Origin of the sequence: Pseudomonas tohonis (assembly GCF_012767755.2) — a bacterium.
Classification (GTDB): Bacteria; Pseudomonadota; Gammaproteobacteria; order Pseudomonadales; family Pseudomonadaceae; genus Metapseudomonas; species Metapseudomonas tohonis.
Window position 1 is genome coordinate 3,017,021 of sequence record NZ_AP023189.1, and the last position, 25,741, is coordinate 3,042,761.

General features: G+C 69.5%; 9 protein-coding genes. 5 read left to right on the plus strand and 4 right to left on the minus strand.

Annotation, left to right across the window (positions count from 1 at the left end; all coding sequences use genetic code 11):
- Positions 1 to 65 precede the first annotated feature (65 nt).
- The 3 genes from HSX14_RS13860 to HSX14_RS13870 form a co-directional block, all read right to left on the minus strand.
- On the minus strand, positions 66 to 701 hold the full coding sequence (locus tag HSX14_RS13860) for a hypothetical protein (protein ID WP_173174067.1): 636 nt from the start codon (positions 699 to 701) through the stop codon (positions 66 to 68).
- 279 nt (positions 702 to 980) lie between these two features.
- Positions 981 to 1,286, minus strand: coding sequence for a cyclic-phosphate processing receiver domain-containing protein (locus tag HSX14_RS13865; RefSeq protein WP_173174065.1), 306 nt, complete (start codon positions 1,284 to 1,286; stop codon positions 981 to 983).
- A 4-nt stretch (positions 1,287 to 1,290) separates the two neighbouring features.
- Positions 1,291 to 1,800, minus strand: coding sequence for a hypothetical protein (locus HSX14_RS13870; RefSeq protein WP_173174063.1), 510 nt, complete (start codon positions 1,798 to 1,800; stop codon positions 1,291 to 1,293).
- Between the two features lie 175 nt (positions 1,801 to 1,975).
- Here HSX14_RS13870 and HSX14_RS13875 point away from each other — a divergent pair, with 175 nt between their 5' ends.
- Both HSX14_RS13875 and HSX14_RS13880 read left to right on the plus strand, forming a co-directional pair.
- Positions 1,976 to 3,382: an aspartate aminotransferase family protein gene (locus tag HSX14_RS13875; RefSeq protein WP_173174061.1), complete on the plus strand. Its 1,407-nt coding sequence runs from the start codon at positions 1,976 to 1,978 to the stop codon at positions 3,380 to 3,382.
- A 163-nt stretch (positions 3,383 to 3,545) separates the two neighbouring features.
- Entirely contained in the window at positions 3,546 to 4,163 is a 618-nt protein-coding gene (locus HSX14_RS13880) for a thioesterase II family protein (RefSeq protein ID WP_228723589.1), read from the plus strand.
- Positions 4,164 to 4,172: 9 nt separating this feature from the next.
- On the opposite strand, the gene HSX14_RS13885 is transcribed toward HSX14_RS13880, so the two are convergent.
- Positions 4,173 to 5,363 (minus strand): PepSY-associated TM helix domain-containing protein, encoded by a 1,191-nt coding sequence (locus tag HSX14_RS13885; protein WP_173174059.1) that lies wholly within the window; start codon positions 5,361 to 5,363, stop codon positions 4,173 to 4,175.
- Positions 5,364 to 5,624: 261 nt separating this feature from the next.
- Between HSX14_RS13885 and HSX14_RS13890 the strand changes: the two genes are divergently transcribed.
- Genes HSX14_RS13890 through HSX14_RS13900 form a run of 3 tightly spaced genes read left to right on the plus strand, consistent with a single transcriptional unit; the run spans position 5,625 to position 25,595 of the window.
- The gene (locus HSX14_RS13890) at positions 5,625 to 12,110 is read left to right on the plus strand and encodes a non-ribosomal peptide synthetase (protein ID WP_175384254.1); all 6,486 of its coding nucleotides are present in this window, start codon (positions 5,625 to 5,627) and stop codon (positions 12,108 to 12,110) included.
- On the plus strand, positions 12,103 to 22,401 hold the full coding sequence (locus tag HSX14_RS13895; RefSeq protein ID WP_175384255.1) for a non-ribosomal peptide synthetase: 10,299 nt from the start codon (positions 12,103 to 12,105) through the stop codon (positions 22,399 to 22,401). The genes HSX14_RS13890 and HSX14_RS13895 overlap by 8 nt, the downstream gene beginning before the upstream one ends.
- Complete coding sequence (locus HSX14_RS13900) at positions 22,398 to 25,595, plus strand: non-ribosomal peptide synthetase (RefSeq protein ID WP_173175600.1); 3,198 nt, start codon at positions 22,398 to 22,400, stop codon at positions 25,593 to 25,595. The genes HSX14_RS13895 and HSX14_RS13900 overlap by 4 nt, the downstream gene beginning before the upstream one ends.
- Positions 25,596 to 25,741: the final 146 nt, after the last annotated feature.

Below are 25,741 nucleotides of genomic sequence, written 5' to 3' on the forward strand. Positions count from 1 at the left end.
TCGGCGACGCACCGGGTGGCCTGCATGGCGGTGCATGGGCTCCCGGGCTGAAACCCGGGCCAGGCCTAGATATCGGTCAGGGACACCAGCACTTCCAGGCGCGCCGCCGGGGCACTGTGAGCGGCTAGCTGCATCCGATTGAGCCAGTCGAGCGTGGCTTCCGTGCTGTCACGTACGGCCTTGGAAGAGAGGTCGAAGGTCACCGAGTGGCGCAGCGAGTGCAGCAGCTCCCAGAGTTGGCAGGGGGCCTGGCTCTCGTTGATGATCTTGAGTATCTCGCTATTGATCTCGCTGATGCGGCTATGGATCAGGCTGCTGGTATTGCCCGTGGGGAACAGCTCCTTGGCCTTGAGGCGGATGGCACTCATGCGCTTCACATGCAGGCTCGGATCGTCCTTGGTGTCCTCGTAGGTCGAGCTGTCTCGCAGGTAGGTCGCGAACTGGTCGATGCTCTTGCGGACGATCTCGATGGCCTTGTTGATGTCGGCCCTGTCCGGTACCAGGTTGGCCGGCGTGCTGTTCAGGCGTTTGGCAATCATCAGCATCACCCCATCCGGGGTACTGGGGATGCGCTTCCACTTCCTGGATATCAAGGGGGCCGTCAGGTTCCGGTAGAAGTCCTTTGTCGATACGGAGTCGCTCTTCAAGGCGTTGAAGGTGGCTTCGGCCAGCTTGCGGATGACCTGGCTCCAATGGAGCATGTGGCGCCTATCCTCCACATGGCCCTTCTTGGCGTTCTGGTTGACCTTCACCTTGGTCGCCTGGGAGGTCCAGGCTGGCCGGCCCTTGATCCTGATCTTCCGCGTGTTCGGGTCCGATTCGATCCGGAATCGGCTGGTCTTCCTGGGGCCCCGTGGCATTTGGCGTTCCTCCTTGGATTGGCTGCTGCGAAAGACTAGACCAGATCGCCTTCCGTGCACGCGCCTGATCCGGCAGGTGGGGCGTTGCGCTGTGCCCAGGCTCCCGGGCTGAAACCCGGGCTACGGATGGCGGTTGCGCCGGGCCAGGGCCTCGATGGAGAGCACGCCCGCCTGCATCTTCAGCACCGCCGAGGCGTTGGCCGAATGCACGCTGATGCGCGGCGGCACGAAACCGTGCAAGGCCACCGCTTCCTCGATCCACAGGATCACGTCGTAGCCGGTGCCGCGCTCGTCGTCGCCCAGGTCGTGGTCCAGGCTCAGTTCGCTGACCTGGCCCGTCTTCAACAGCTCGATCACCTCGACCGGCCACCAGGCGCGGACCCAGCCGTCGGGCGTGGCGCGTTCGTCGTCCAGATAGACCTTCATGGCTTCAGATTTCCTTAATCCAGCGTTCATCGACACCGCTCAGGGGCGGGGGAAGCTGATTGAGGCACACGGCTTCCTCGTCGCCGCAGTTGAAGAAAACCAGGTAGTCACCCTCTTCCAGGGTGACTCTGAAACCTGCGAGAAAGAGCGCGTCTTGGTTGGAGTAGGTGACCTGTAGCCCTTCGACCTCAACCACCTTCAGTCCGACGAGATGGCCGGCATCCAGGGTGACTAGCAGATCCTCGGCCCTCCAGTCACAACGGTCGTTATCACTGATCTCGAACCCCTCGATGACTTTAAGTGCCCGGGCTGTGGCCAGAACGCTTTCGCCGTCGGAGGCAAGGGAGAAGGTCACCCGAACTCCGTCTTCGCAGGCGAACTCGATCTCGCCAACGGCCTCTGCATTGGGGGTGCCGTTGAACAGGTAGCGGGCGTTGCGAACTCCTGCAAGGCTTCGACCCAGCAGGGCACGCGCCGTCTCGAGGTTGGCACGGGCCTGTTCCGTAGTCTGCATCGAGGCTTTGCTCCCGGGTTTCGAGGCGCGCAGTGTAACGGTTCTCTTCTCTGTGATGCCGCTGCCGGCAGGTGGCTAAATCGCCAACCCGCTCCATCGTCTCCTCTGCACAAGGCCGAGAAGCGCCACAAGCGCACGGCCCGGAGCTTGATGCCACTTTATCGAGGGTCGAAGGATGCAAGCCGCTACCAGCCTCAATGCCAGCCTGCCGCTGGCCGCTGAAGAAGAGACGCTCTACCAGTTCGAGGAGTCGCCGCTGCTGGCCCGCCAGAAGCAGCAGGAATCCAACGCCCGCAGCTACCCCCGGCGCATCCCCCTGGCGCTCAAGCGTGCGCGTGGGCTGTATGTCGAGGACGTCGAGGGCCGCACCTTCATCGATTGCCTCGCCGGTGCCGGCACCCTGGCCCTGGGTCACAACCACCCGGTGGTGATCGATGCGATCCGCCAGGTGCTCGCCGACGAGCTGCCGCTGCACACCCTGGACCTCACCACCCCGGTGAAGGACCAGTTCGTCCAGGACCTCTTCGGCCTGTTGCCCGAGGACCTGGCCCGTGAGGCGAAGATCCAGTTCTGCGGCCCCACCGGCACCGACGCGGTGGAGGCGGCACTCAAGCTGGTGCGCACCGCCACCGGGCGCAGCACCATCCTCTCGTTCCAGGGCGGCTACCACGGCATGAGCCAGGGCGCCCTGGGGCTGATGGGCAACCTGGGGCCGAAGAAGGCCCTGGGCGCGGTGCTCGGCAATGGCGTGCAGTTCGCCCCCTATCCCTACGCCTACCGCTGCCCCTTCGGCCTGGGTGGCGAGGCCGGCGTGCGCGCCAACCTGCATTACCTGGAGAACCTGCTCAGCGACCCCGAGGCCGGCGTGCTGCTGCCGGCGGCGGTGATCGTCGAAGCGGTGCAGGGGGAGGGTGGCGTGGTGCCGGCGGACATCGAGTGGCTGCGCGGCCTGCGCCGCATCACCGAGAAGGCCGGGGTGGCGCTGATCGTCGACGAGATCCAGAGCGGCTTCGGCCGCACCGGCAGGATGTTCGCCTTCGAGCACGCCGGCATCGTGCCCGACGTGGTGGTGCTGTCCAAGGCCATCGGCGGCAGCCTGCCGCTGGCGGTGATGGTCTACCGCGAGTGGCTCGACGTCTGGGCCCCGGGTGCCCACGCCGGCACCTTCCGTGGCAACCAGATGGCCATGGCCGCCGGCTCGGCGGTGCTGCGCTACCTCAAGGACCACGACATCCCCGCCCACGCCGCCGCCATGGGCGAGCGCCTGGCCGGCCACCTGCGCGAACTGCAGCGCGACTACCCGCAGCTGGGCGATATCCGTGGGCGCGGGCTGATGCTCGGCGTCGAGCTGGTTGACCCGTCCGGCCCCCGTGATGCGCTGGGTCACCCCCCGACCTTCAGCGCCCTGGCCTCGCGCCTGCAGGCCCAGTGCCTCAAGCGCGGGCTGATCCTCGAACTGGGCGGCCGCCACGGCAGCGTGGTGCGCTTCCTGCCGCCGCTGATCATCACCGCCGAACAGGTGGACGAAGTCGCCCGCCGCTTCGCCCGTGCCCTGGCCGCTGCCCTCGTCGAACCGGCCTGAGCCCGTTCCCGCCCGCAATGGGCCGCTTACACGCCTCACATGATGGGGGCGTGCGGCGGCCATGCCGTCCATCACGAGCCGAAGCAATGCGCGCCCTGTCCGATCGCCACGAGCTGCCGCCCCTTGCCCCGCGTGGGTGGTCGGCTGCCTGTCGGTGGGCTGAATGACGCCCGCTCTGCAACTGTTCTGCGTTGCCTGCCCCGGGGTCGGCGCGGTGGACTACCCGGCCTGGGGCGCGCTGTTGCCTGCCTGGGTGCAGGTCCGCCCCGTGCCGCTGGTGGAGGTGCCCGGGCTGTCCGCAGCCGTCGCCGGGCAGCTGGCGCGCAGGGTGGAGATGGACGTGCGACGCCTGCCCTATGCGGTCATCGGCCACGGCTTCGGCGCGCTGGCGGCCTGCGAGCTGCTCTATGCCCTGCGCGAGCGGGGCGCGCCAGGCTCGCTGGGCCTGTTCGCCTCGGGCTCGGTCGCGCCGTCACGCTGGGCCGAATACCAGCGCGGCATCGCCAGCTGGCGACCGGCCGCCTGCGTGTCCCAGGCCGCCTATCGGCACCGGCCGCGTACGCCGCTCGCTTGCCCTGTGCACGTCCTGGCCGGCGTCGACGACGGCCCCCGCAAGGCGCAGCTCAAGGCCTGGAGCGAGGAAACCACAGGCCGGCTGCAGCTCAGGCTCTTCGAAGGGGACCATCGCTTCATCCGCGACCGGCAGGCCGACGTGCTCGCCTACCTCGTCCGCCAGCTGGACGGGCTCGCCGGGCGCTGGCCGGGTGCCGAGGCCGTCTGACCCTCCGGCCTATTCCCGGCAGGCCACGGGCGGCTCGCCCAGGGGCCGGATGCCGGCCAGGCGCTGGTTGCGCTTCACCAGCGCCAGGGTCGCCTGGGCGGTGCGCTTGCTCCAGATCAGGAAGCCGCTGAGCACCATCAGGCTCAGCAGCAGGCCGAAGACGAACCAGATCGCCTTGCTCCAGAGGCCGCCGAAGTCGCCCGTGTGCAGCGGGTGCATCGACTCGGTGACGAACTCCAGCGGCGTGCGGTCGCCGAGCCTGCGCACGGCCTCGACATGGCCGTCGAAGGGGTTGAGCGCAACGGACTGGTACATCAGCGGGTAGCGGCTGTTGCCGTAGATGTACAGGGCGCTGTAGGCGTCCTCGGGGAAGTACAGGGCGTTGGCCTCCAGCGTCGGGATGGCCTGGCTGGCGATCTCGATGGCACGGTCCAGGCCGATCCGCTCCACGGGCTTGCCCGGCTGCGCCACGGGCACGGCGTCCCGCGCCAGCACCGGCGGGATGCCCTCGCTGGACAGGGTCACGTGGTTGTCGACGAGGATCGCCTGGACCAGGAACCACAGGCCGGTGATGGAGATGACCGCGATGAACCAGATCGACCAGATGCCCGACAGGCGATGGAAGTCGCCCCAGAAGATGCGGGCGCCCTGGTCGATGCGCAGGCGCGGGGTGAGAAAGCCCTTCCAGAAGCGCTTGTAGACCACCAGGCCGGTGACCAGCGAGGCGAGCATCGGCAGGCCGAGCAGCGACACCAGGTACCAGCCCCAGCTGTAGCCGTTGGTAAAGGGCACCAGCCACCAGCCGTGCAGGGCGCGGGTGAACTGGCGGAAGTCGAAGCTGGAGCTGTGCCCCTGGATCACCCCCGTGTAGGGGTTCACGTAGAGGCTGGCCTCGCGGGTGTCGGGGTAGCTGACGTCGACGACCAGCGCGAAATGGTCCTCGCCCGGCCGGCGGATGGCGCTGATCGAGGCCTCGGGCTGGGCGTCGCGGATGCCCGCGACGATCCGGTCGTAGCCCAGGCGGGGCATGTCGGCCTGGGGCCGGCTCGCGCGGACTTCCGGCTTGGCCAGCCAGACCAGTTCCTGGCTCACCACCGCCAGGGTGCCGGTCACGCAGACGATCAGCATGAAGCACCAGATCGGCAGGGCCAGCCAGCTGTGGACGAGGAACCAGAGGCGGGAGCGGGACTTCTTCGGCATGGGCGGGGCTGTTCCTGGGGAATGACGACGCTGCGCGCTTCGTTGCCCGAAAGCGGCGCTGCCTTATGGACGAACGAGGCCGCGAAAAATTTAGGACGCGCCCGCCGATGGCCCCTTGAGGGCCTTCCTGCCGTGGCACGGGTGCGGTCGTCGTGCTGTGTCCGTGGCATTGCCGCGCAGGTAATTTTCCGCACCTGCCGTCCGTTCTCCTTGAGCAATCGAGCACGCATTGCGTGCTGCCCACGAGTACGGAAACGACAGATGAACGCAGAAGACTCCCTGAAACTCGCCCGCCGCTTTATCGAGCTGCCCCTGGAAAAGCGCCGGATGTTCCTGGAGAGCCTGCGTGGCGAAGGGATCGACTTCTCGGTCTTCCCGATACCCGCCGGCGTCGAGCACGCCGACAGCCGGTGCCCGTCCCATGCGCAGCAGCGCATGTGGTTCCTCTGGCAACTGGACCCGCAGAGCGGTGCCTACAACCTGCCCAGCGCCGTGCGCCTCAGCGGCCCCCTGGACAGGAGCGCCCTGGAACGCGCCTTCGCCGGCCTGGTCGCGCGGCATGCCTCGCTGCGCACGGTGTTCGACGCCTCCGGCGAGCGCCTGCAGCTTTGCCCCTTGCAGCGGCCGCTGGGCGTGGCATTCGAAGACTGCAGCGCGTGGACGGAAGCGGCCCGCGAAGAGCACCTGCGCCAGGAAGCGCTGGCCGAATCGTTGCGCCCGTTCGACCTCGAACAGGGCCCGCTGCTGCGGGTCCGGCTGATCCGGCTGGGCGCGGAGCAGCACGTCCTGCTGCTCACCCTGCACCACATCGTCTCCGACGGCTGGTCGATGAACGTGCTGATCGACGAGCTGGGGCAGCTCTATGCCGCCGCCGTCGAGGGGAGGGCGGCGAACCTGCCGGACTTGCCGGTGCAGTACGCCGACTACGCCCTGTGGCAGCGCAGCTGGCTGGAGGCCGGTGAGCAGGAGCGCCAGCTGGCCTACTGGCGTGCGGCACTGGGCGACCGCCAGCCGGTGCTGGAGCTGCCCGTCGACCATGCCCGTCCGGCCCGGGCCAGCTACCGTGGCGAGCGCCACGAATTCACCCTCCCCATGCCCCTGGCCAGCGCCCTGCGCACGGCGGCACGGGAGCAGGGGCTGACGCTGTTCATGCTGCTGCTGGCGGGGTTCGAGGTGCTGTTGCAGCGCTACAGCGGGCAGGACGACCTGCGGATCGGCGTGCCTGTCGCCAACCGCAACCGCGCCGAGGTGGAAGGGCTGATCGGCCTCTTCGTCAACACCCAGGTGTTGCGCGCACGGTTCCAGCCGGAGCTGCGGATCCGTGCGCTCCTCGAACAGGTCCGCGAATGCGTGCTCGGCGCCCAGGCCCACCAGGACCTGCCCTTCGAGCGCCTGGTGGAAGCGCTGGCCGTGGATCGCACCCTCAGCCATGCGCCGCTGTTCCAGGTGATGTTCAACCACCAGCCGCACGTGGCGGACATCGAAGCGCTCGGCGCGCCGGGCGGGCTGCGCTTCGCACCGCTGGACTGGCGCAGCCGGACCACCCAGTTCGACCTCAGCCTGGATACCTATGAAAAGGGTGGCCAGCTCCATGCCGCCCTGACCTACGCCACCGACCTGTTCGAGGCGGCGACCATCGAGCGCATGGCCGGCCACTGGCTGGGCCTGTTGGAAGCCATCGTCGCTCAACCGGATACGCCCATCGCGGAGCTGCCGCTGCTCTCGCCCAGCGAGCGTGAAACCCAGCTGCACGGCTGGAACGCCACGGCCACCGCGTACCCGCTCGATACCCCGGTGCACCAGCTGATCGAAGCCCAGGTGCAACGCGCTCCCGATGCCCCGGCCCTGGCCTTCGGCACTGAAACGCTCAGCTATGCCGCACTCAACCAGCGCGCCAATCGCCTGGCCCACGCCCTGATCGCCCGTGGCGTCGGGCCGGACAGCCTGGTGGGCATCGCGGTTGAGCGTTCCATCGAAATGGTCGTGGGGCTGCTGGCAATTCTCAAAGCTGGCGGCGCCTATGTGCCGCTGGACCCGGAATACCCCGCCGAACGCCTGGCCTACATGCTCGATGACAGCAGCGTGAACTTGCTGCTGAGCCAGTCGCACCTGGAGCTGCCGCTGGCCGAAGGCGTGCAGCGCATCGATCTGGACGTGGAGTCGCTGGCTGATTTCCCGGAAACCAATCCGGGTGTCGCGCTCGATGCCGAAAACCTCGCCTATGTGATCTACACCTCCGGCTCCACCGGCAAGCCCAAGGGCGCCGGCAACCGCCATCTGGCGCTGACCAACCGCCTGTGCTGGATGCAACAGGCCTATGGCCTGGATGCCAGCGACAGCGTGCTGCAGAAGACCCCATTCAGCTTCGACGTGTCGGTGTGGGAATTCTTCTGGCCGCTGATGACCGGCGCTCGCCTGGTCGTTGCCGCCCCGGGCGATCACCGTGACCCGGCCAGGCTGGTGGCGCTGATCGAGCGCGAGAACATCACCACGCTGCACTTCGTGCCCTCGATGCTCCAGGCCTTCCTGCTGGACCCGCAGGTGGAGCGTTGCACCCGCCTCAAGCGCATCGTCTGCAGCGGTGAAGCACTGCCGGTGGATGCCCAGCAGCAGGTCTTTGCACGCTTGCCGCAAGCCGACCTTTACAACCTCTACGGCCCCACCGAAGCCGCCATCGACGTCACCCACTGGACCTGCGTCGACGAAGGCAAGGACGGCGTGCCCATTGGCCAGCCGATTGCCAACCTGGGCTGCTACATCCTCGATGCCAACCTCGAACCGGTGCCGGTGGGCGTCCTCGGCGAGCTGTATCTGACTGGTGTCGGCCTGGCCCGTGGTTATCACCGTCGCCCGGCGCTGACCGCCGAGCGCTTCGTCGCCAATCCCTTCGTGGCCGGCGAGCGCATGTACCGCACCGGTGACCTGGCGCGCTATCGCCAGGACGGCGTGATCGAATACGCCGGCCGCATCGACCACCAGGTGAAGATCCGTGGCCTGCGCATCGAGCTGGGCGAGATCGAGGCGCGGCTGATGGAACTGGACGAAGTCCGCGAAGCCGTGGTGCTGGCCGTCGACCAGCGACTGGTGGGCTATGTGGTGCCCGCTCAAAGCGATCTGGACACCGAGCAGCTGGCCAGCCAGTTGCGCAATGGGTTGCCGGACTACATGGTCCCGGCCCAATGGGTGCTGCTGGAGGCCATGCCCCTCAGCCCCAACGGCAAGCTGGAGCGCAAGGCGCTGCCGCAGCCGGATGCCGTGCAGTCGCGCAAGGAATACGTGGAGCCGCAAGCCGGCCTGGAACGCCAGCTGGCGGATATCTGGCAGGCCCTGCTCGGGGTCGAGCGGGTTGGCCGCCACGATGGCTTCTTCGAGTTGGGTGGGCACTCGCTGCTGGCCACCCAGGTGGTGTCGCGCGTACGCCAGCAGCTGCAACGGGACGTGTCTTTGCGCACCTTGTTCGAACACCCGCAGCTGAGCGATTTCGCCCGTGCCATCGAGCGACCGCTGGCCCAGGCCGAGCCGCCGCTGCTGCCGGTTTCCCGCGAGCAGCCGCTGCCGCTGTCCTACGCCCAGGAACGGCAGTGGTTCCTCTGGCAACTGGAGCCGGAAAGCGCCGCCTACCACATCCCTTCGGCGCTGCGCCTGAAGGGCGAACTGGATATCACCGCCCTGGAGCAGGCCTTCAGCGACCTGATCGCAAGGCATGAATCGCTGCGCACCCGCTTCATCCAGGACGGGGAGCAGCTCTGGCAGGTGGTGGATGCACCGCAGGCCGCGCGTATCCAGGCCGAGGCGCTGGCGCCGGAGGACCTGGAGAGCGCCATCGCCCAGGAGGCACGACGGACGTTCGACCTGCGCCAGGGGCCGTTGCTGCGGGTGCGCGTGTGGCGCCTGGCGGCGAATGAGCACGTGCTGCTGTTGACCCAGCACCACATCGTTTCCGATGCCTGGTCGATGCGGGTGATGGTGGACGAGCTGCTGGCGCTCTACGCCGCTCACCAGCGCGGCGAGGCCGCGTCACTGCCGGCCTTGCCGATCCAATACGTCGACTACGCGCAGTGGCAGCGCCAGTGGATGGGCTCCGACGCGCGCCGCCGGCAGCTGGACCACTGGGTGACGCAGCTCGGCCAGCCGACGCCGCCGCTGGAGCTGCCCACCGACCATGGGCGGCCCCTCGACCGGACGATGCGAGCGGCGCGTTTCGACCTGGCCGTCGAGGAGGCCCTGGCCGAGCAGGTCCGAGCCTGCGCCCGGGAGCAGGGCGCCACGACATTCATGGTCCTGCTGGCGGCCTTCCAGGTCTTGCTGGCGCGCTACAGCGGCCAGGCGGACATCCGCATCGGCGTGCCCATCGCCAACCGCAACCGCCTGGAAACCGAAGGCCTGGTCGGCTTCTTCGTCAACACCCTGGTGCTCAGGGGCGAGGTGGACGGGCAATCCTCGTTCACCCAGCTTCTGCAGCGCACCCGACAGACGACGCTGGAGGCGCAGGCCAACCAGGACCTGCCGTTCGAGCAACTGGTCGAGGCGCTGCAACCGGAACGCAGCCTGGGCCGCAGCCCACTCTTCGATGTGGCCTTCAACCACCAGCACGATGTCCAAGCGGAGCGTCCCGGGCTGCCGGGGCTGGCCTTCGAGCAGATCGCCGTGCATGGCCGCGATGCCCAGTTCGACCTGACCCTGGATATCGTCGAGGGAAGGGGGCTGCAGGCCATCTTCACCTACGCCAGCGACCTGTTCGAAGCGGCCACCGTTGAGCGCCTGGCCGATCACTGGCGCAACCTGCTCACGGCGATGGTTGCCCATCCCAACCAGCGCCTGGCCGAGCTGCCGATGCTCTCGCCAAGCGAACAGCAGGCCAACCTGCTGGCCTGGAACCCCGCGCCCACGCGCTTCCCGGTGGAGTCCTGCCTGCACTCGCTGTTCGAGCAGCGCGCTGCCGAAGCGCCGGACTCCATCGCCCTCAGCTTCGAAGGCCAGACCCTCGCCTATGGCGAACTCAACCGCCGCGCCAACCGAATAGCCCATCGCCTGATCGCCGAAGGCGTGCGACCGGATACCCTGGTCGGCCTGGCCGCCGGCCGTGGCCTGGAGGTGATCGTCGGCCTGCTGGCGATCCTCAAGGCGGGTGGCGTCTATGTGCCGCTGGACCCGGCCTACCCGGAAGACCGCCTCGCGTACCTGATAGAAGACAGTGGCTTGCAGTTATTGCTGGCTGAAGACAGCGCCCGCGAGCGCCTGGCCATTCCCGCTCAGGTCCGCGTCCTGGCGCTTGAGACCGACGACGGCCACGGCCGCGACGACAACCCCAACGTGGCCCTCAGCCCCGCCAACCTGGCCTATGTGATCTACACCTCCGGCTCCACCGGCCAGCCCAAGGGCGCGCTGCTCAGCCACGCCAACGCCACGCGTCTGTTCACCGCCACCGACGCCTGGTTCGGCTTTGGTCCGCAGGATGTGTGGAGCCTGTTCCACTCCTTCGCCTTCGACTTCTCGGTATGGGAAATCTTCGGTGCGCTGCTCTATGGCGGCCGCCTGGTGATCGTCCCGCAGTGGGTGACCCGCTCGCCCGATGAGTTCCATGCACTGCTCTGCCGCGAAGGCGTCACGGTGCTGAACCAGACACCCTCGGCCTTCAAGGCGCTGATGGGGGTGGCTTGCTCTGCCAGCAGCCAAGCCGACGCACTGCGCTATGTGGTGTTCGGTGGCGAGGCCCTGGAAGTGAAGGGCCTGGCGCCCTGGTTCGAACGCTTCGGCGATACCCAGCCGCGCCTGGTGAACATGTACGGCATCACTGAAACCACGGTGCACGTCACCTGGCGCCCGCTGTCGAAGGCCGATCTGCACCAGGCCGCCAGCAGCCCCATCGGCGAGGCCATCCCCGACCTGACCTGGTACCTGCTCGATGGCGCCCTCAACCCGGTCGCCCAAGGCTGCACCGGCGAGCTGTATGTCGGTGGGCCCGGCCTGGCGCGCGGTTACCTCAAGCGCCCGGCATTGAGCGCCACACGCTTCGTGCCCAACCCCTTCTCCCATGACGGCGAGCGGCTGTACCGCACCGGCGACCTGGCGCGCTACCGCAGTGATGGCGTGATCGAGTACATCGGCCGCCTGGACCAGCAGGTGAAGATCCGTGGCTTCCGCATCGAACTGGGCGAGATCGAAGCGCAGTTGCTGGCGTATCCCGCGATCCGCGAAGCCGCGGTGCTGGCCCAGGGCGGCAACGCTGGCCCGCAACTGGTGGCCTACCTGGTGCCTGGCGGCGACTGCGACGAAGCCAGCCTGCGCGAGGCGCTGAAGGCCCACCTGCGTGAGCACCTGCCGGACTACATGGTCCCGGCGCACCTGCTGTTCCTCGACCACCTGCCGCTGACCACCAACGGCAAGCTCGACCGCAAGGCACTGCCGGCGCTGGATGCCGCGTTGCAACGACGTGCCCATGAGGCGCCGGCCAGCGAGCTGGAAGAGCGCCTGGCCGACATCTGGCAGGGCCTGCTGGGGCTGGAGCGGGTGGGCCGCCACGACAACTTCTTCGAGCTGGGTGGGCACTCCCTGCAGCTGGTCATGCTGTCCTCGCGCCTGCGCGAGGAGCTGGGCATCGAGGTGCCCCTGCGTGATTTCTACCTGGCCCGGACCCTGGCCGAGCTGGCGGCCTACCTGGAGCCCAGGCTGGGCGCGGGCGGGCTGGAGGATGAGTACGACATGATTTTCGACGCGCTGGACGAACTGGAGAAAGATGATGCTTAAGCAAGGCGCCGCACGGGATATCCGCGCCGAGGAACTGGTCGAGCGCCTGCGTGGCCTGGACGCCGGCAAGCGTCGGCAATTCTTCGCCAAGCTCGGGCAGATGGGCATCGACGTGGCGCGCCTGCCCATCGTCCCGGCCTGCGAGCGCGGCCGCCATGCGCTGTCCTACGCGCAGCAGCGGCAATGGTTCCTCTGGAAGCTCGACCCGCACAGCGCCGCCTACCACATCCCCGTGGTGCTCCGGCTCGAGGGGGCGGTGGATGCCGGCGCGCTGGAGCAGGCCTTCCACGCCCTGATCGAGCGCCATGAAAGCCTGCGCACCCGCTTCGTCGAAGCGGACGGCGAGGTCTTCCAGCAGGTCGAGGCGACGCTCGACTTCAGCCTGGAGACGACCCGCCTGCCGGTCGCCGAAGGGAGCGGGGAAGGGCGGCCGGCGCTGCACGACTACCTGGAAGCACGCATCCTGCAACCCTTCGATCTCGAACGGGGCCCGCTGATCCGTGCGGCCTTGGCGCGTACGGGGGAGGCGGAGCAGGTGCTGGTGATCGTGCTCCATCACGGCATCACCGATGGCTGGTCCATGGGCGTGATGGTCGACGACCTGCTGGCGCTCTACAAAGCCGCCGTCGATGGCACCGCGGCGCAGTTGCCACCCTTGCCGATCCAGTTCCGCGACTACGCCGCCTGGCAGCGCCAATGGCTGGAAGCCGGTGAGCGCGAGCGCCAGCTGGACTGGTGGAAGGCGTGCCTGGGTGAAGGCCGGACGCTGCTCGAACTGCCGACCGACCATGCCCGCCCGCCGGTGCAGAGCCACCGTGGCGCCCGCTTCGCCATCCCGGTGGCTCCGCAGCTGGCCCGCGCGCTGAAAGGCCTCGCCCGCCAGCAGGACACCACGCTGTTCTCCCTGCTGCTGGCCTCTTTCCAGGTGCTGCTGCACCGCTACAGCGGCCAGGCCGAGGTGCGCGTCGGCGTGCCCATGGCCAACCGCAACCGCCGCGAGTGCGAGCGGCTGATCGGCCTGTTCATCAACACCCAGGTGTTCCAGGGCGTGATGGATGGCAACACGCGCTTCAGCGAGCTGCTGCAACAGCTGCAACGGATGGGGCTGGAAGCCCAGGCCTACCAGGACCTGCCCTTCGAGCAGCTGGTGGAAGCCCTGCAACCGGAGCGCAGCCTCAGCCACAACCCGCTGTTCCAGGTGATGTACAACCACCAGGCCAAGGCGGCGGGGCTCTCCGGGCTGCCCGGCCTCAAGGTCGAGGGCGTGACCTGGGACAGCGGCACCGCGCAGCTGGACCTGACCCTGGAAACCTGTGATGAGGGCGACGGCCTCGCCGCCGCCCTGGTGTACGCCACCGATCTGTTCGAGGCGGCGACCATCGAGCGCATGGCCGGCCACTGGCTGGGCCTGTTGGAAGCCATCGTCGCTCAACCGGATACGCCCATCGCGGAGCTGCCGCTGCTCTCGCCCAGCGAGCGTGAAACCCAGCTGCACGGCTGGAACGCCACGGCCACCGCGTACCCGCTCGATACCCCGGTGCACCAGCTGATCGAAGCCCAGGTGCAACGCGCTCCCGATGCCCCGGCCCTGGCCTTCGGCACTGAAACGCTCAGCTATGCCGCACTCAACCAGCGCGCCAATCGCCTGGCCCACGCCCTGATCGCCCGTGGCGTCGGGCCGGACAGCCTGGTGGGCATCGCGGTTGAGCGTTCCATCGAAATGGTCGTGGGGCTGCTGGCAATTCTCAAAGCTGGCGGCGCCTATGTGCCGCTGGACCCGGAATACCCCGCCGAACGCCTGGCCTACATGCTCGATGACAGCAGCGTGAACTTGCTGCTGAGCCAGTCGCACCTGGAGCTGCCGCTGGCCGAAGGCGTGCAGCGCATCGATCTGGACGTGGAGTCGCTGGCTGATTTCCCGGAAACCAATCCGGGTGTCGCGCTCGATGCCGAAAACCTCGCCTATGTGATCTACACCTCCGGCTCCACCGGCAAGCCCAAGGGCGCCGGCAACCGCCATCTGGCGCTGACCAACCGCCTGTGCTGGATGCAACAGGCCTATGGCCTGGATGCCAGCGACAGCGTGCTGCAGAAGACCCCATTCAGCTTCGACGTGTCGGTGTGGGAATTCTTCTGGCCGCTGATGACCGGCGCTCGCCTGGTCGTTGCCGCCCCGGGCGATCACCGTGACCCGGCCAGGCTGGTGGCGCTGATCGAGCGCGAGAACATCACCACGCTGCACTTCGTGCCCTCGATGCTCCAGGCCTTCCTGCTGGACCCGCAGGTGGAGCGTTGCACCCGCCTCAAGCGCATCGTCTGCAGCGGTGAAGCACTGCCGGTGGATGCCCAGCAGCAGGTCTTTGCACGCTTGCCGCAAGCCGACCTTTACAACCTCTACGGCCCCACCGAAGCCGCCATCGACGTCACCCACTGGACCTGCGTCGACGAAGGCAAGGACGGCGTGCCCATTGGCCAGCCGATTGCCAACCTGGGCTGCTACATCCTCGATGCCAACCTCGAACCGGTGCCGGTGGGCGTCCTCGGCGAGCTGTATCTGACTGGTGTCGGCCTGGCCCGTGGTTATCACCGTCGCCCGGCGCTGACCGCCGAGCGCTTCGTCGCCAATCCCTTCGTGGCCGGCGAGCGCATGTACCGCACCGGTGACCTGGCGCGCTATCGCCAGGACGGCGTGATCGAATACGCCGGCCGCATCGACCACCAGGTGAAGATCCGTGGCCTGCGCATCGAGCTGGGCGAGATCGAGGCGCGGCTGATGGAACTGGACGAAGTCCGCGAAGCCGTGGTGCTGGCCGTCGACCAGCGCCTGGTGGGCTATGTGGTGCCCGCGACTGCCGAGCTGGATACCGAACAGCTGGCCAGCCAGCTGCGCAATGGACTGCCCGACTACATGGTCCCGGCCCAGTGGGTGCTGCTGGAGGCCATGCCGCTGAGCCCCAACGGCAAGCTGGAGCGCAAGGCGCTGCCGCAGCCCGAGGTGGGGCAGTCGCGCAAGGCCTATGTGGCGCCGGCCACGCTCGTGCAGCAGCAACTGGCTGCGATCTGGCAAGCGGTGCTGGGCATCGAGCAGGTGGGCGCGCAGGACAACTTCTTCGAGCTGGGCGGCGATTCCATCGTCTCCATCCAGGTGGTGAGCCGTGCGCGCCAGCAGGGCCTCCTGATCACCCCCAGGGACCTGTTCCAGCACCAGAGCATCGAGGCCCTGGCCGCCGTCGCCCGCCGTGCCGAGGCGCAGGAACCCGCGGAGCAGGGCCCCCTCAGCGGTGCCACCGCCATGCTGCCGGCGCAGACGATGTTCTTCGCCGCCGATGTCCCCGACGCCCATCACTGGAACCAGTCGGTGCTCCTGCAACCGGCGCAGGCCCTGGATGCCGCTGCCCTGGAGCAGGCCCTGGCCGCCCTCGTGCAGCGCCACGACGCGCTGCGCCTGCGCTTCGCCAGGAGCGCCAATGGCTGGCAGGCCCGGTTCGCCGCGCCATCGAACGCGCCGCTCCTGGCGTACCGCCGCCTGAGCGACCTGGCGCAGCTGCCGGCGCTGTGCGACGAGGTGCAGGGCAGCCTGGACCTGGAACACGGCCCCTTGCTGCGCGTGGTGCTGGTCGACTTGCCCGATGCCAGCCAGCGGTTGCTGGTGGTCATCCACCACCTGGCCGTGGACGGCGTGTCGTGGCGGGTGCTGTTCGACGAGTTGCAGCAGGCCTATGGGCAGGCGGCTACGGGCGCCACCCCTGCCTTCGCGCCGAAGAGCGCGTCGGTCAAGGCCTGGGCCGAGCGGCTGCAGGCCCATGCCAAGCGCGCCGGAGCGGAAGAGGAACTGGGCTTCTGGCAGGCCTACCTGGGCGGCGCCGAAGTCGGCCTGCCGCAACGGCGCGAGGGCCGTGCCACCTACCGCCAGGCGGCGCACGCCAGCACGCGCCTGGACAAGGACCTGACCCGGCGCCTGCTGCAGGACGCGCCCGCGGCCTATCGCACGCGCATCAACGACCTGCTGCTGACCGCGCTGGCGCGGGTGCTGTGCCGCTGGACCGGCCACGCCTCGGCCCTGGTGCAGCTCGAAGGCCACGGGCGGGACGGCCTGCCCGACGGCCCGGACGTCAGCCAGACCCTGGGCTGGTTCACCAGTTTCTTCCCCGTGCACCTGCACCCGCAGGACGACCTGGCCGGGTCGATCAAGCGGATCAAGGAAGACCTGCGCCGCGTGCCGGACAACGGCATCGGCTTCACCGCCCTGCGCTATCTGGGGGACGAAGAGATGCAGGCGCGGATGGCGGCCCTGCCGCAGCCGGGCGTCACCTTCAACTACCTCGGGCAGCTCGATGGCAGCTTCGCCGGCGAGGGCGGCCTGTTCGTTCCGGCGCGGGAGCCGGCCGGGCGGGAGCAGAGCCTGGAGGCGCCGCTGCCCAATTGCCTGGTGCTGAACGGCCAGGTCTACGACGGGCAACTGGCCGTCGACTGGTGCTTCAGCCGCGAGTGCTTCGACGAGGCGACGCTGCAAGGCCTGGCCGATGCCTATGCGCAGGCGCTGCGCGAGCTGGTCGAGCACTGCTGTGCCAGCGACAACCGTGGCGTTACGCCGTCCGACTTCCCGCTGATGCCGCTCACCCAGGAGCAACTGGACGGCCTGCCGCTGGCGCCGGCGCAGCTGCAGGACATCTACCCGCTGTCGCCGATGCAGCAGGGCATGCTGTTCCACAGCCTCTACCAGGGCGCGCGCGCGGAGTACATCAACCAGCTGCGCGTCGATGCCGACGGCCTGCAGCCGCAACGCTTCAGGGCGGCCTGGCAGCAGGCGATGGACCGCCACGACGTGCTGCGCAGCGCCTTCCTCTGGCAGGCCGACATGGAGCGGCCGCTGCAGCTCGTCCAGCGCCAGGTGGAGGTGCCCTTCGAGGTGCTCGACTGGCGCGGGCGCGACGGTCTCGACCAGGCGCTGGACGACCTGGTGGCCGCCGAGCACGCGCGCGGCTTCGACCTGGGCGTCGCGCCGCTGCTGCGCATCAAGCTGGTGCTGCTGGCGGAGGGGCGCTGCCACCTGGTCCTGACCCACCACCACATCCTCGTCGATGGCTGGAGCCTGTCCCTGCTGCTGGGCGAGGTGCTGCAGCAGTACGCCGGGCAGCCGCTGCCCAGCCGTGCGGGGCGCTATGCCGACTACATCGCCTGGTTGCAGCAGCGCGACGCGCAGGCCGGCGAGCGCTTCTGGCGGCCGTTGCTGGCGAGCCTGGAAGAGCCGACCCGCCTGGCCAGGGCCAACCCCATGCCGCTGGCCGGCAGCGGCTTCGGGGACCACCGCGTGCAGTTCGACCGCGCAGCCAGCCAGCGCCTGCAGGACGCGGCCCGGCACGCCAAGGTGACCCTCAACACCCTGGTGCAGGCGGCCTGGCTGCTGCTGTTGCAGCGCTACACCGGGCAGGCGACGGTGGCCTTCGGCGCGACGGTGGCCGGGCGCCCGGCCGAACTGGAGGGCATCGAAGAGCAGGTCGGCCTGTTCATCAACACCCTGCCGGTGATCGCCGCCCCCGCGCCGCAGCAGCGCGTGGCGCAGTGGCTGGAGCAGGTGCAGTCGCTCAACCTGGCGCTGCGCGAACACGAGCACACGCCGCTCTACGACATCCAGCGCTGGGCCGGGCAGGGCGGTGAGAGCCTGTTCGACACCCTGGTGGTGTTCGAGAACTACCCCATGTCCGCCGCGCTGCAGCAGGGCGCCCCCCAGGGGCTGCGCTTCGGCGAGGTGGCCAATCACGAGCGGACCCATTACCCGCTGACCCTGAGCGTGAGCCTGGACGACGGCCTGGTGCTGGAGTTCAGCCATGACCGGGCGCACTTCACCGATGCGGTGGTGCAGCGCCTGGCGGGCCACCTGACCCGCCTGATCGGGCTGATGGCCGCGCAGCCCCACGCCGCCCTGGGCAGCCTGGACTACCTGGCGGCGGACGAGCGGCAGCAACTCGTGGAGGCCTGGAGCCGCGCGACGCTCGACTGCCCGAGCGAACGCTTCGTGCATGAGCTGTTCGCCACCCAGGCGGCCGTCACCCCGGACGCCGCGGCGCTGCTGTTCGAGGACCACGAGCTGTCCTATGCCGAGCTCAACCTGCGTGCCAACCGCCTGGCCCGGCACCTGATGGCGCTGGGCGTCGGGCCGGACGTGCGGGTCGGCCTGGCCGTGGAGCGCGGGCCTGAGCTCGTGATCGGCCTGCTGGCGGTGCTCAAGGCCGGCGGTGCCTATGTGCCGCTGGACCCGGGCTACCCGGCCGACCGCCTGCTGTGCATGATCGAGGACAGCGGCGCGGCACTGGTGCTGACCCAGCAGAGCGTGCTCGACAGCCTGCCGGTCCCCGCCGGCCTGCCACGCCTGTGCCTGGACCAGGGCGATGCCTGGCAAGGCCTCGAAGGCAGCGACCCGCAGGTGCGCCTGCACCCGCACAACCTGGCCTACGTCATGTTCACCTCGGGCTCGACGGGGCGCCCCAAGGGCGTAGGCATCAGCCACCAGGCGCTGGCCCGGCATGCCTGGGTGGCCCTGGACTTCTTCGACCTGCGGGCGCAGGACCGGGTGCTGCAGTTCTCCACCTTCAACTTCGACGGTTTCGTCGAGCAGCTCTACCCGGCACTGATCTGCGGCGCGGCGGTGGTGCTGCGCGGCAACGAGATCTGGGACAGCGAGACCTTCTACCGCGAGCTGATCGCCAAGCGCATCAGCGTCGTCGACCTCACCACCGCCTACTGGAGCATGATCGCCCGCGACTTCGCCGAGGTCGGCCCGCGCCCCTACGGCGCGCTGCGGCAGGTGCACAGCGGCGGCGAGGCGATGCCGCCGGAAGCGCTGTCGGCCTGGCGCCAGGCGGGGCTGGGCGGCATCCGCCTGCTCAACACCTACGGGCCCACCGAGGCCACCGTCACCGCCACCACCCTCGACTGCGCGCCCTATGTGAGCGAGGCGCGGCCCCTGCCGCTGACCCTGCCCATCGGCCGGGTACTGCCGGGGCGCAGCATCTACCTGCTGGACGAAGTGGGCCTGCCCGCGCCGGTGGGCATGATCGGCGAGCTGGTGATCGGCGGCGAGCTGCTGGCACGGGGTTATTTCAACCGCCCGGGCCTGACCGCCGAGCGCTTCATCCCCGACCCGTTCTCCGCCGAACCGGGCGCCCGCCTGTACCGCACCGGCGACCTGGCGCGCTACGGCGCCGAGGGCGAGATCGAGTACGTCGGCCGTGTCGACCACCAGGTGAAGATCCGGGGCTTCCGCATCGAGCTGGGCGAGATCGAGGCGCGCCTGCTGGAGCAGGACAGCGTGCGTGACGCCGTGGTCCTGGCCCTGCCGGGTGCCAGCGGCCTGCAGATCGTCGGCTATGTGGTGCCCCAGGAGCCGGCGCTGCTGGCTGCCGATGCCGAGCAGCAGGCGAGCTGGCGCTCAGCGGTGGGCGAGCGGCTCCAGGCGCAGTTGCCGGACTACATGGTGCCCGCGTGCCTGGTGCTGCTGGAGCGCTTCCCCCTCAGCCCCAACGGCAAGCTGGACCGCAAGGCCCTGCCGGCCCCTGATGCCGCCTCGCAACAGCAGCGCTTCGAGGCGCCGGCCGATGAGCTGGAATGCCGCCTGGCCGAGGTCTGGCAGGGCGTCCTCGGGCTGGAGCGGGTCGGCCGTGGCGACCACTTCTTCGAGCTGGGCGGGCATTCGCTGCTGGCCACCCAGGTGGTGGCGCGACTGCGCCGCTGCATCGAGCAACCGATCAGCCTGCGCGACCTCTTCGAGGCGCCGGTCCTCGGCGCGCTCGCCCAGCGCCTGCGCAGCCGTTCCTTGGCGCCTGTGCAGGTCGCCAGGCCGCCGGTGACACCGCGCCGCGGTGCGCCGACCTTGTCGCTGGCGCAGCGGCGGTTGTGGGTGATCGAGCAGTTCTCCGCCAGTGGCGCCTACGGCATGCCCATGGCCCTGCGCCTGACCGGCGAGTTGCAGGCCCCGTTGCTCGCCCGCGCGCTGAACGCGGTCATCCGCCGCCACGAAGTGCTGCGCACCGCCTATGTGGCCGATGACGAAGGCGACCCGCAGGCCGTCGTCACCGAGGACCTGGAGATCGAACTGCCGCTGCTCGACCTGTCCGCGCTGCCGCCCGATGCGCGCGACGCCTGCGTGGCCGATGCGGTGGAAGACAACGCGCGCAGCCCCATCAGCCTGCTGCAGGCGCCGCTGCTGCGGGCGCGTCTGCTGCGCCTGGGCGCCGAGGAGCATGTGCTGCTGTTCGCCATGCACCACATCGTCTCCGATGGCTGGTCCATGTCGGTCCTGGCCGGCGAGGTGATGGAAATCTACGGCCGCCTGCGCGACGGCGACGCCTCGCCATTGCCGCCACTGCCCCTGCAGTACGCCGACTTCGCCGAGTGGCAGCTGGGCCTGGAACGCACCGGCGTGCTGCAGGCACAGGCCGGGTTCTGGGCCGGGGCGCTGTCCGGCTACTCCGGGTTGCTCGCGCTGCCGACGGACCGCAGCCGCCCGGCCAACCCCACGCTGGCGGGCCGCGAACGCTCGTTCGTGATCGCGCCGGCACTGGGCCGCCGCCTGAACGCGCTGGCCCGCGCCCAGGGCACCACGCTGTACAACGTCCTGCTGGCGGCGTTCCAGCTGATGCTGCACCGCCTCGGCGGCAGTGACGACATCGTCGTCGGCGTGGACGTGGCCGGGCGCGAGCAACTCGAGCTGGAGGCGCTGATCGGCTTCTTCGTCAACGTGCTCCCGGTGCGCTCGCGGTACGAGCCCGGCAAGGCCTTCTCGGCCTTCCTCGACGAGACGCGGCAGGCCGCGCTGGACGCCTTCGAGCACCAGGACCTGCCCTTCGACATGATCGTCGAGGCCGCTGCCGCGCCGCGCCACAAGGGCGCCAACCCGCTGGTGCAGGTGCTCTTCGTGATGAGCAACCTGCCGCTGGCGAGCCGCTCCATCGCCGGGATGCGGATCGAGCCGATCGACTCGGCGACCGCCTATTCCAAGTTCGACATGGCGCTGTTCGTCGAGGCGGACGGCGATGCCCTGCAAGGCACCTGGCAGTTCGCCAGCGACCTGTTCGACGGCGAGCGCATCGGCGCGCTGCTGGAGGGCTGGATCGGAATTCTTGAACAGATCACAGGCGACCCGAATATCAGATCGGAGGATATCGACATGCCGACTCACACAGCGGCCAGCGCCGAGGCGCCGGTCCGCAACAAGGCGGACAAGCTGGGCAAGTTCCTCAAGAAGGCCCAGGGCGGGGCACCCGCGAAAGCCCAGGGACAGATCCGGGAGACCCTCGTGGTGCCCGGGCAGGACTTCCCGCTGATGATGGAGCCCAGCGATCCGGGGATCGACCTGGTGGGCTGGGCCAAGGCCAACCGGCCGCTGCTGGAGGAGAAGCTGGCCCGCCATGCCGCGATCCTCTTCCGTGGCTTCGCCCTGCGTGACATCCACGACTTCGAGGCCTTCGCCGAGGCGGTGCAGCCCGGGCTCTACGGCCAGTACGGCGACCTGCCGAAGAAGGAGGGCGGCAAGAACACCTACCGCTCCACGCCTTACCCCGAGCAGAAGATGATCCTGTTCCACAACGAGGGCTCGCACCAGGACCGCTGGCCGCGCAAGCAGCTGTTCTTCTGCGAGCTGCCATCGCCCATCGGCGGCGCCACGCCCATCGTCGACTGTCGGCAGATGTACCGGCGGATGCCCGAGGCCCTGCGCGACCTGTTCGAGAGCCGTGGGCTGCTCTACGTGCGCACCTTCAGCGGTGACCTGGACGTGCCCTGGCAGCACTTCTTCAAGACCGAGGTACGCGCCGAGGTGGAGGCGCGTTGCCAAGCCGCCGGCATCCAGTGGTCGTGGCTGGAGAACGACGGGCTGCAGATCCGCACGCCGTGCCCGGCGATCATCCGCCACCCGGTGACCTTTGAGAAAAGCTTCTTCAACCAGGTCCAGCTGCACCACATCCACTGCCTGGACGCCGACGTCCGCGACGACCTGCTGGCCCTCTATGGCCTGGAGCGCATGCCGCGGCACGTCTACTTCGGCGACGGCTCGCCGATCAGCGACGCGATCATGCAGCAGGTGGGCGAGCTCTACGAGGCCTGCGCCGTGCGCCCGGGCTGGCAGAAGGGCGATGTGCTGCTGCTCGACAACATGCTCGCGGCCCACGCCCGCGACCCCTTCGAGGGGCCCCGCAAGATCGTCGTCGCCATGAGCGAGATGTTCGATCGCCGCGAACTCGAACGCCCGTCCGCGGCGCAGGTGCAACAGCTGGATAACGAGGTGCAAGCATGAGCATGGACGCAGTGAACAGCGGGTTCCCCTTGCTGCCGGAGCAGCAGCGCCTGCTGGACAAGGCCGGGCCGCAAGGCACCTGGGCCGAGGTGGCGCACCTGGTGCAGGTCGAGATCGCGGGCGAGCTCGACCTGGCCCGCCTGCGGAGCGCGCTGGACGCTTTGGTGCAGCGTTTCCCGGTGCTGGCCACGCGCATCGGCCAGGTGCCGGGCTACAACGGCCTTCGGCAACTGGCGGGCGAGGGCGGCGGCTTTCCCTTGCAGGTGGTGGCCGAGCCCGGCCCGGCGGCATCGGTGGCGGCGCTCTTCGAGGCGTGGGCCGGTGCGCCCCACCCGATCCCCGGCGGGGTCCACCTGGGCGGCCTGCTGCAATGCCTGGAGTCGGGTCGCTGGCGCCTGAGCCTGGGCGTGGCGCGCTTCATCGTCGATGCCCGCAGCATGGGGCTGCTCTGCGAGGCGCTGTTCGATGCCTATGCGGGCCATGGACAGGGCGCAGGCGATGACGACGCGGCGGCCAGCTTCGAGCAGTACCTGGAATGGCACGCGGAGGTGGCGGTGGACGAAGACGCCGCCGAGGGCAAGCGCTACTGGGCGGAGCACCTGGGCGCGGGCGGTGCGTCCCCCGACCTGCCCTACCGCCGCAGCGGGCGCGTCGCGACCGGCCGTGGGGAGGTGCTTGAGCAGCGGCTGGACCCGGCGCTGGTGGCCGGCCTCGAACGTCTGGCGCGGGCCGATGGGCTGCCGCTCGAGCGGGCCCTGCAAGCCGGGTGGTGGGCACTGCTGGCCCGCATCAGTGGCCGCTCGACCCTGCTCGCGGCGTGGCGGCACGATGCCCGCAGCACCTATGAATTCTTCGCCGGGGCACCCGGCGTGCTGGAAAGGACCCTGCCGCTGTGCCAGGCGTTCGAGGGCGATGGGCGCCTGCGTGCGGCCTGCACCGCGCTGGCCTCGCGCCTGGAGCAACACGAAACCTGGCAGGAATACTGGATCGCCGGCAGCGGGCCTGCCGCCCCCACGCTGGCCTGCGGGTTCACCAGCCGACCGGCGCTGCCCGGGCGCGAGATCGCCGGCTGCACCTGGCAGGCGCGGGCGCTGCCCGAACAGGCGGGGGAGTTCGACCTGCTGCTGCAGGTGCTGAGCGAGGAGGGCGTGCCGGCGACGCTGGCGCTGGAGTACCGCGCGGACCTCTACGGCCAGGCCGCCATGCGGGGGTTGCTGGAGCAATACCTGGGCCTGCTGCAGGCGATGCTGGAGGGCGACCCCCAGCTGTGCGAACTGCCGCCGCCGGGTGAGTCGGAGCGCGCACGCCTGCTGGCGCTCAACCCGGCACCCCGCGATCTCGGGCAGGCCGAGGGGCTGCTGCCGCAACGCATCGCCCGCTGGGCCGAGCGGACGCCGGACGGCATCGCCATCGCCTGTGGCGAGGAGGCCCTGACCTGGCGCGAACTGGACGCCCAGGTGCGCCAGCTGAGCGCCAGGCTGCACCGCAGCGGTGTCGGCGCGGGCGATCTCGTCGGCCTGGCGCTGCCACGCTCGATCGCCTGGGTGGTCTCCCTGCTGGCCGCCTGGAGGCTCGGTGCCGCCTATGTGCCGCTGGACCCGCTGTGGCCCCCGGCGCGCCAGGCGCAGGTGCTGGAACAGGCCGGGGCGCGCCGTGTCCTGGTGGCGACCGAGGTGGCCGATGTCGCCGGCGTGAAGGCCTTGCAGGTCCCGGGCGGGCCCGACGAGGCCGCGGGGGATGCGCCCCCGGCGCATGCCACGACGGGGGCGGAGGTGGCCTATGTGCTCTTCACCTCCGGCAGCACCGGCCTGCCCAAGGGCGTGGTGATCGAGCACCGCCACCTCTTCAACTACACCGCCGCCGCCAGCGAGGCACTGGGGCTGGAAGACTGCCGCCAGGTGGCCTTTTCCTCCAGCGTCTCGGCCGACCTGGGCAATACCGCGCTGTTCGGGGCGCTTTACAACGGCGCGACCCTGCATGTGGCGGATGACCCGACCATGCAGAGCCCCGCGGCCTTCGCCCACTACCTGGAGGCGAACCGGATCGACTGCCTGAAGATGGTGCCCTCGCACCTGGCCGCCTTGCTGGAGGCCGAGCGGCCGACTCTCCCCCGCACCCTCGTCCTGGGCGGGGAAGCCTTGCCGCCTGCGCTGGCGGAGCGGGTGCTGCGCATCCGTCCCGACTGCCGGCTGTTCAACCACTACGGGCCGACCGAGACGACGGTGGGGGTGCTGGTCCATCCCGTGGTTGAGGCCGACCTGGGCGAGCTGGGCATCCCGCTGACCCGGGTGCTGGCGAACAACCGCGTGCATGTGCTGGACGAGCAGCGCCGGCCGGTGCCGGTGGGCGTGCTCGGCGAGCTGTACATCGGCGGGCAGCAGGTCAGCCGTGGCTACCTGGCTGCCAGCGCCGAGCAGCGCGAGGCCTTCGTCGCCGATCCCTTCGACCCGGGGCAGGTGCTCTACCGCAGCGGCGACCTGGCGCGCTACCGGCCCGAGGGCGGCATCCAGCTGTACGGGCGCAAGGACCAGCAGGTGAAGATCCGTGGCCATCGGGTGGAGCCGGCCGAGACCGAGCAGGCGTTGTTGCTGCTGCCCGCGGTCACCGAGGCGGCGGTGGTGGTCCGGCACCTGGGCGAGGGGGCTGAACTGGTGGCCTTCGTCGTCGTGCAGGGGACGTTGCCGGAGGACCCGGCCAGCGAGCTGCGTGGCGCCCTGCGCGCCTACCTGCCCGAATCGATGCTGCCGGCACAGGTGCAGGTACTGGCGGACATGCCGCGCCTGGCCAATGGCAAGATCGACCGCCAGGCCCTGCAGGGCCGCGAGCTGCAAGCGGTGCAGCGTGACTTCGTGGCCCCCCGGGACGCCCTGGAAGAACTGCTCTCCACGCGCATGGCGCAACTGCTCGGGCTGGAGCGCCTGAGCATGGACCAGGACTTCTTCGCCGCCGGCGGGCATTCCCTGCTGGTGATCAAGCTGGTGGCCGGCATCCGCAAGCTGCTGCAATGCGAGGCCAACCCGGGCATCGTCTTCGACCACCCGACGCCGGCTGCCCTGGCGCAGGCCCTGCGGGCACTGGAAACGGTGCCGGGGCAACTGCTCAAGCTGGCCCAGGCGCGCCTGCGGCTCGATGCCCTCAGCCCCGAGGAACGGGCGGTGCTGCTGGAAAAGGCGCGTCAGCTGCAAGCCACCTGAAGCGCCCACGACGACGCCCGGCCCCAGGGCCGGGCGTTGTGCATCCAGGCGCTTTCGCAGGATGTCGGGCGGCGTTGCGCGAGCGCAGCGAACCCCATCACGCGGCGCTGAGAGAAGGGCCTGGCCATCCAGGCATGGAACGCACT

Excerpts from the sequence above, each read along its gene's own strand:
- HSX14_RS13870 (WP_173174063.1), bottom strand. The coding sequence starts at position 1,800 with ATGCAGACTACGGAACAGGCCCGTGCCAACCTCGAGACGGCGCGTGCC.
- HSX14_RS13890 (WP_175384254.1), top strand. The coding sequence starts at position 5,625 with ATGAACGCAGAAGACTCCCTGAAACTCGCCCGCCGCTTTATCGAGCTG.
- HSX14_RS13900 (WP_173175600.1), top strand. The coding sequence starts at position 22,398 with ATGAGCATGGACGCAGTGAACAGCGGGTTCCCCTTGCTGCCGGAGCAG.
- HSX14_RS13875 (WP_173174061.1), top strand. The coding sequence starts at position 1,976 with ATGCAAGCCGCTACCAGCCTCAATGCCAGCCTGCCGCTGGCCGCTGAA.
- HSX14_RS13885 (WP_173174059.1), bottom strand. The coding sequence starts at position 5,363 with ATGCCGAAGAAGTCCCGCTCCCGCCTCTGGTTCCTCGTCCACAGCTGG.
- HSX14_RS13895 (WP_175384255.1), top strand. The coding sequence starts at position 12,103 with ATGCTTAAGCAAGGCGCCGCACGGGATATCCGCGCCGAGGAACTGGTC.
- HSX14_RS13865 (WP_173174065.1), bottom strand. The coding sequence starts at position 1,286 with ATGAAGGTCTATCTGGACGACGAACGCGCCACGCCCGACGGCTGGGTC.
- HSX14_RS13860 (WP_173174067.1), bottom strand. The coding sequence starts at position 701 with ATGCTCCATTGGAGCCAGGTCATCCGCAAGCTGGCCGAAGCCACCTTC.
- HSX14_RS13880 (WP_228723589.1), top strand. The coding sequence starts at position 3,546 with ATGACGCCCGCTCTGCAACTGTTCTGCGTTGCCTGCCCCGGGGTCGGC.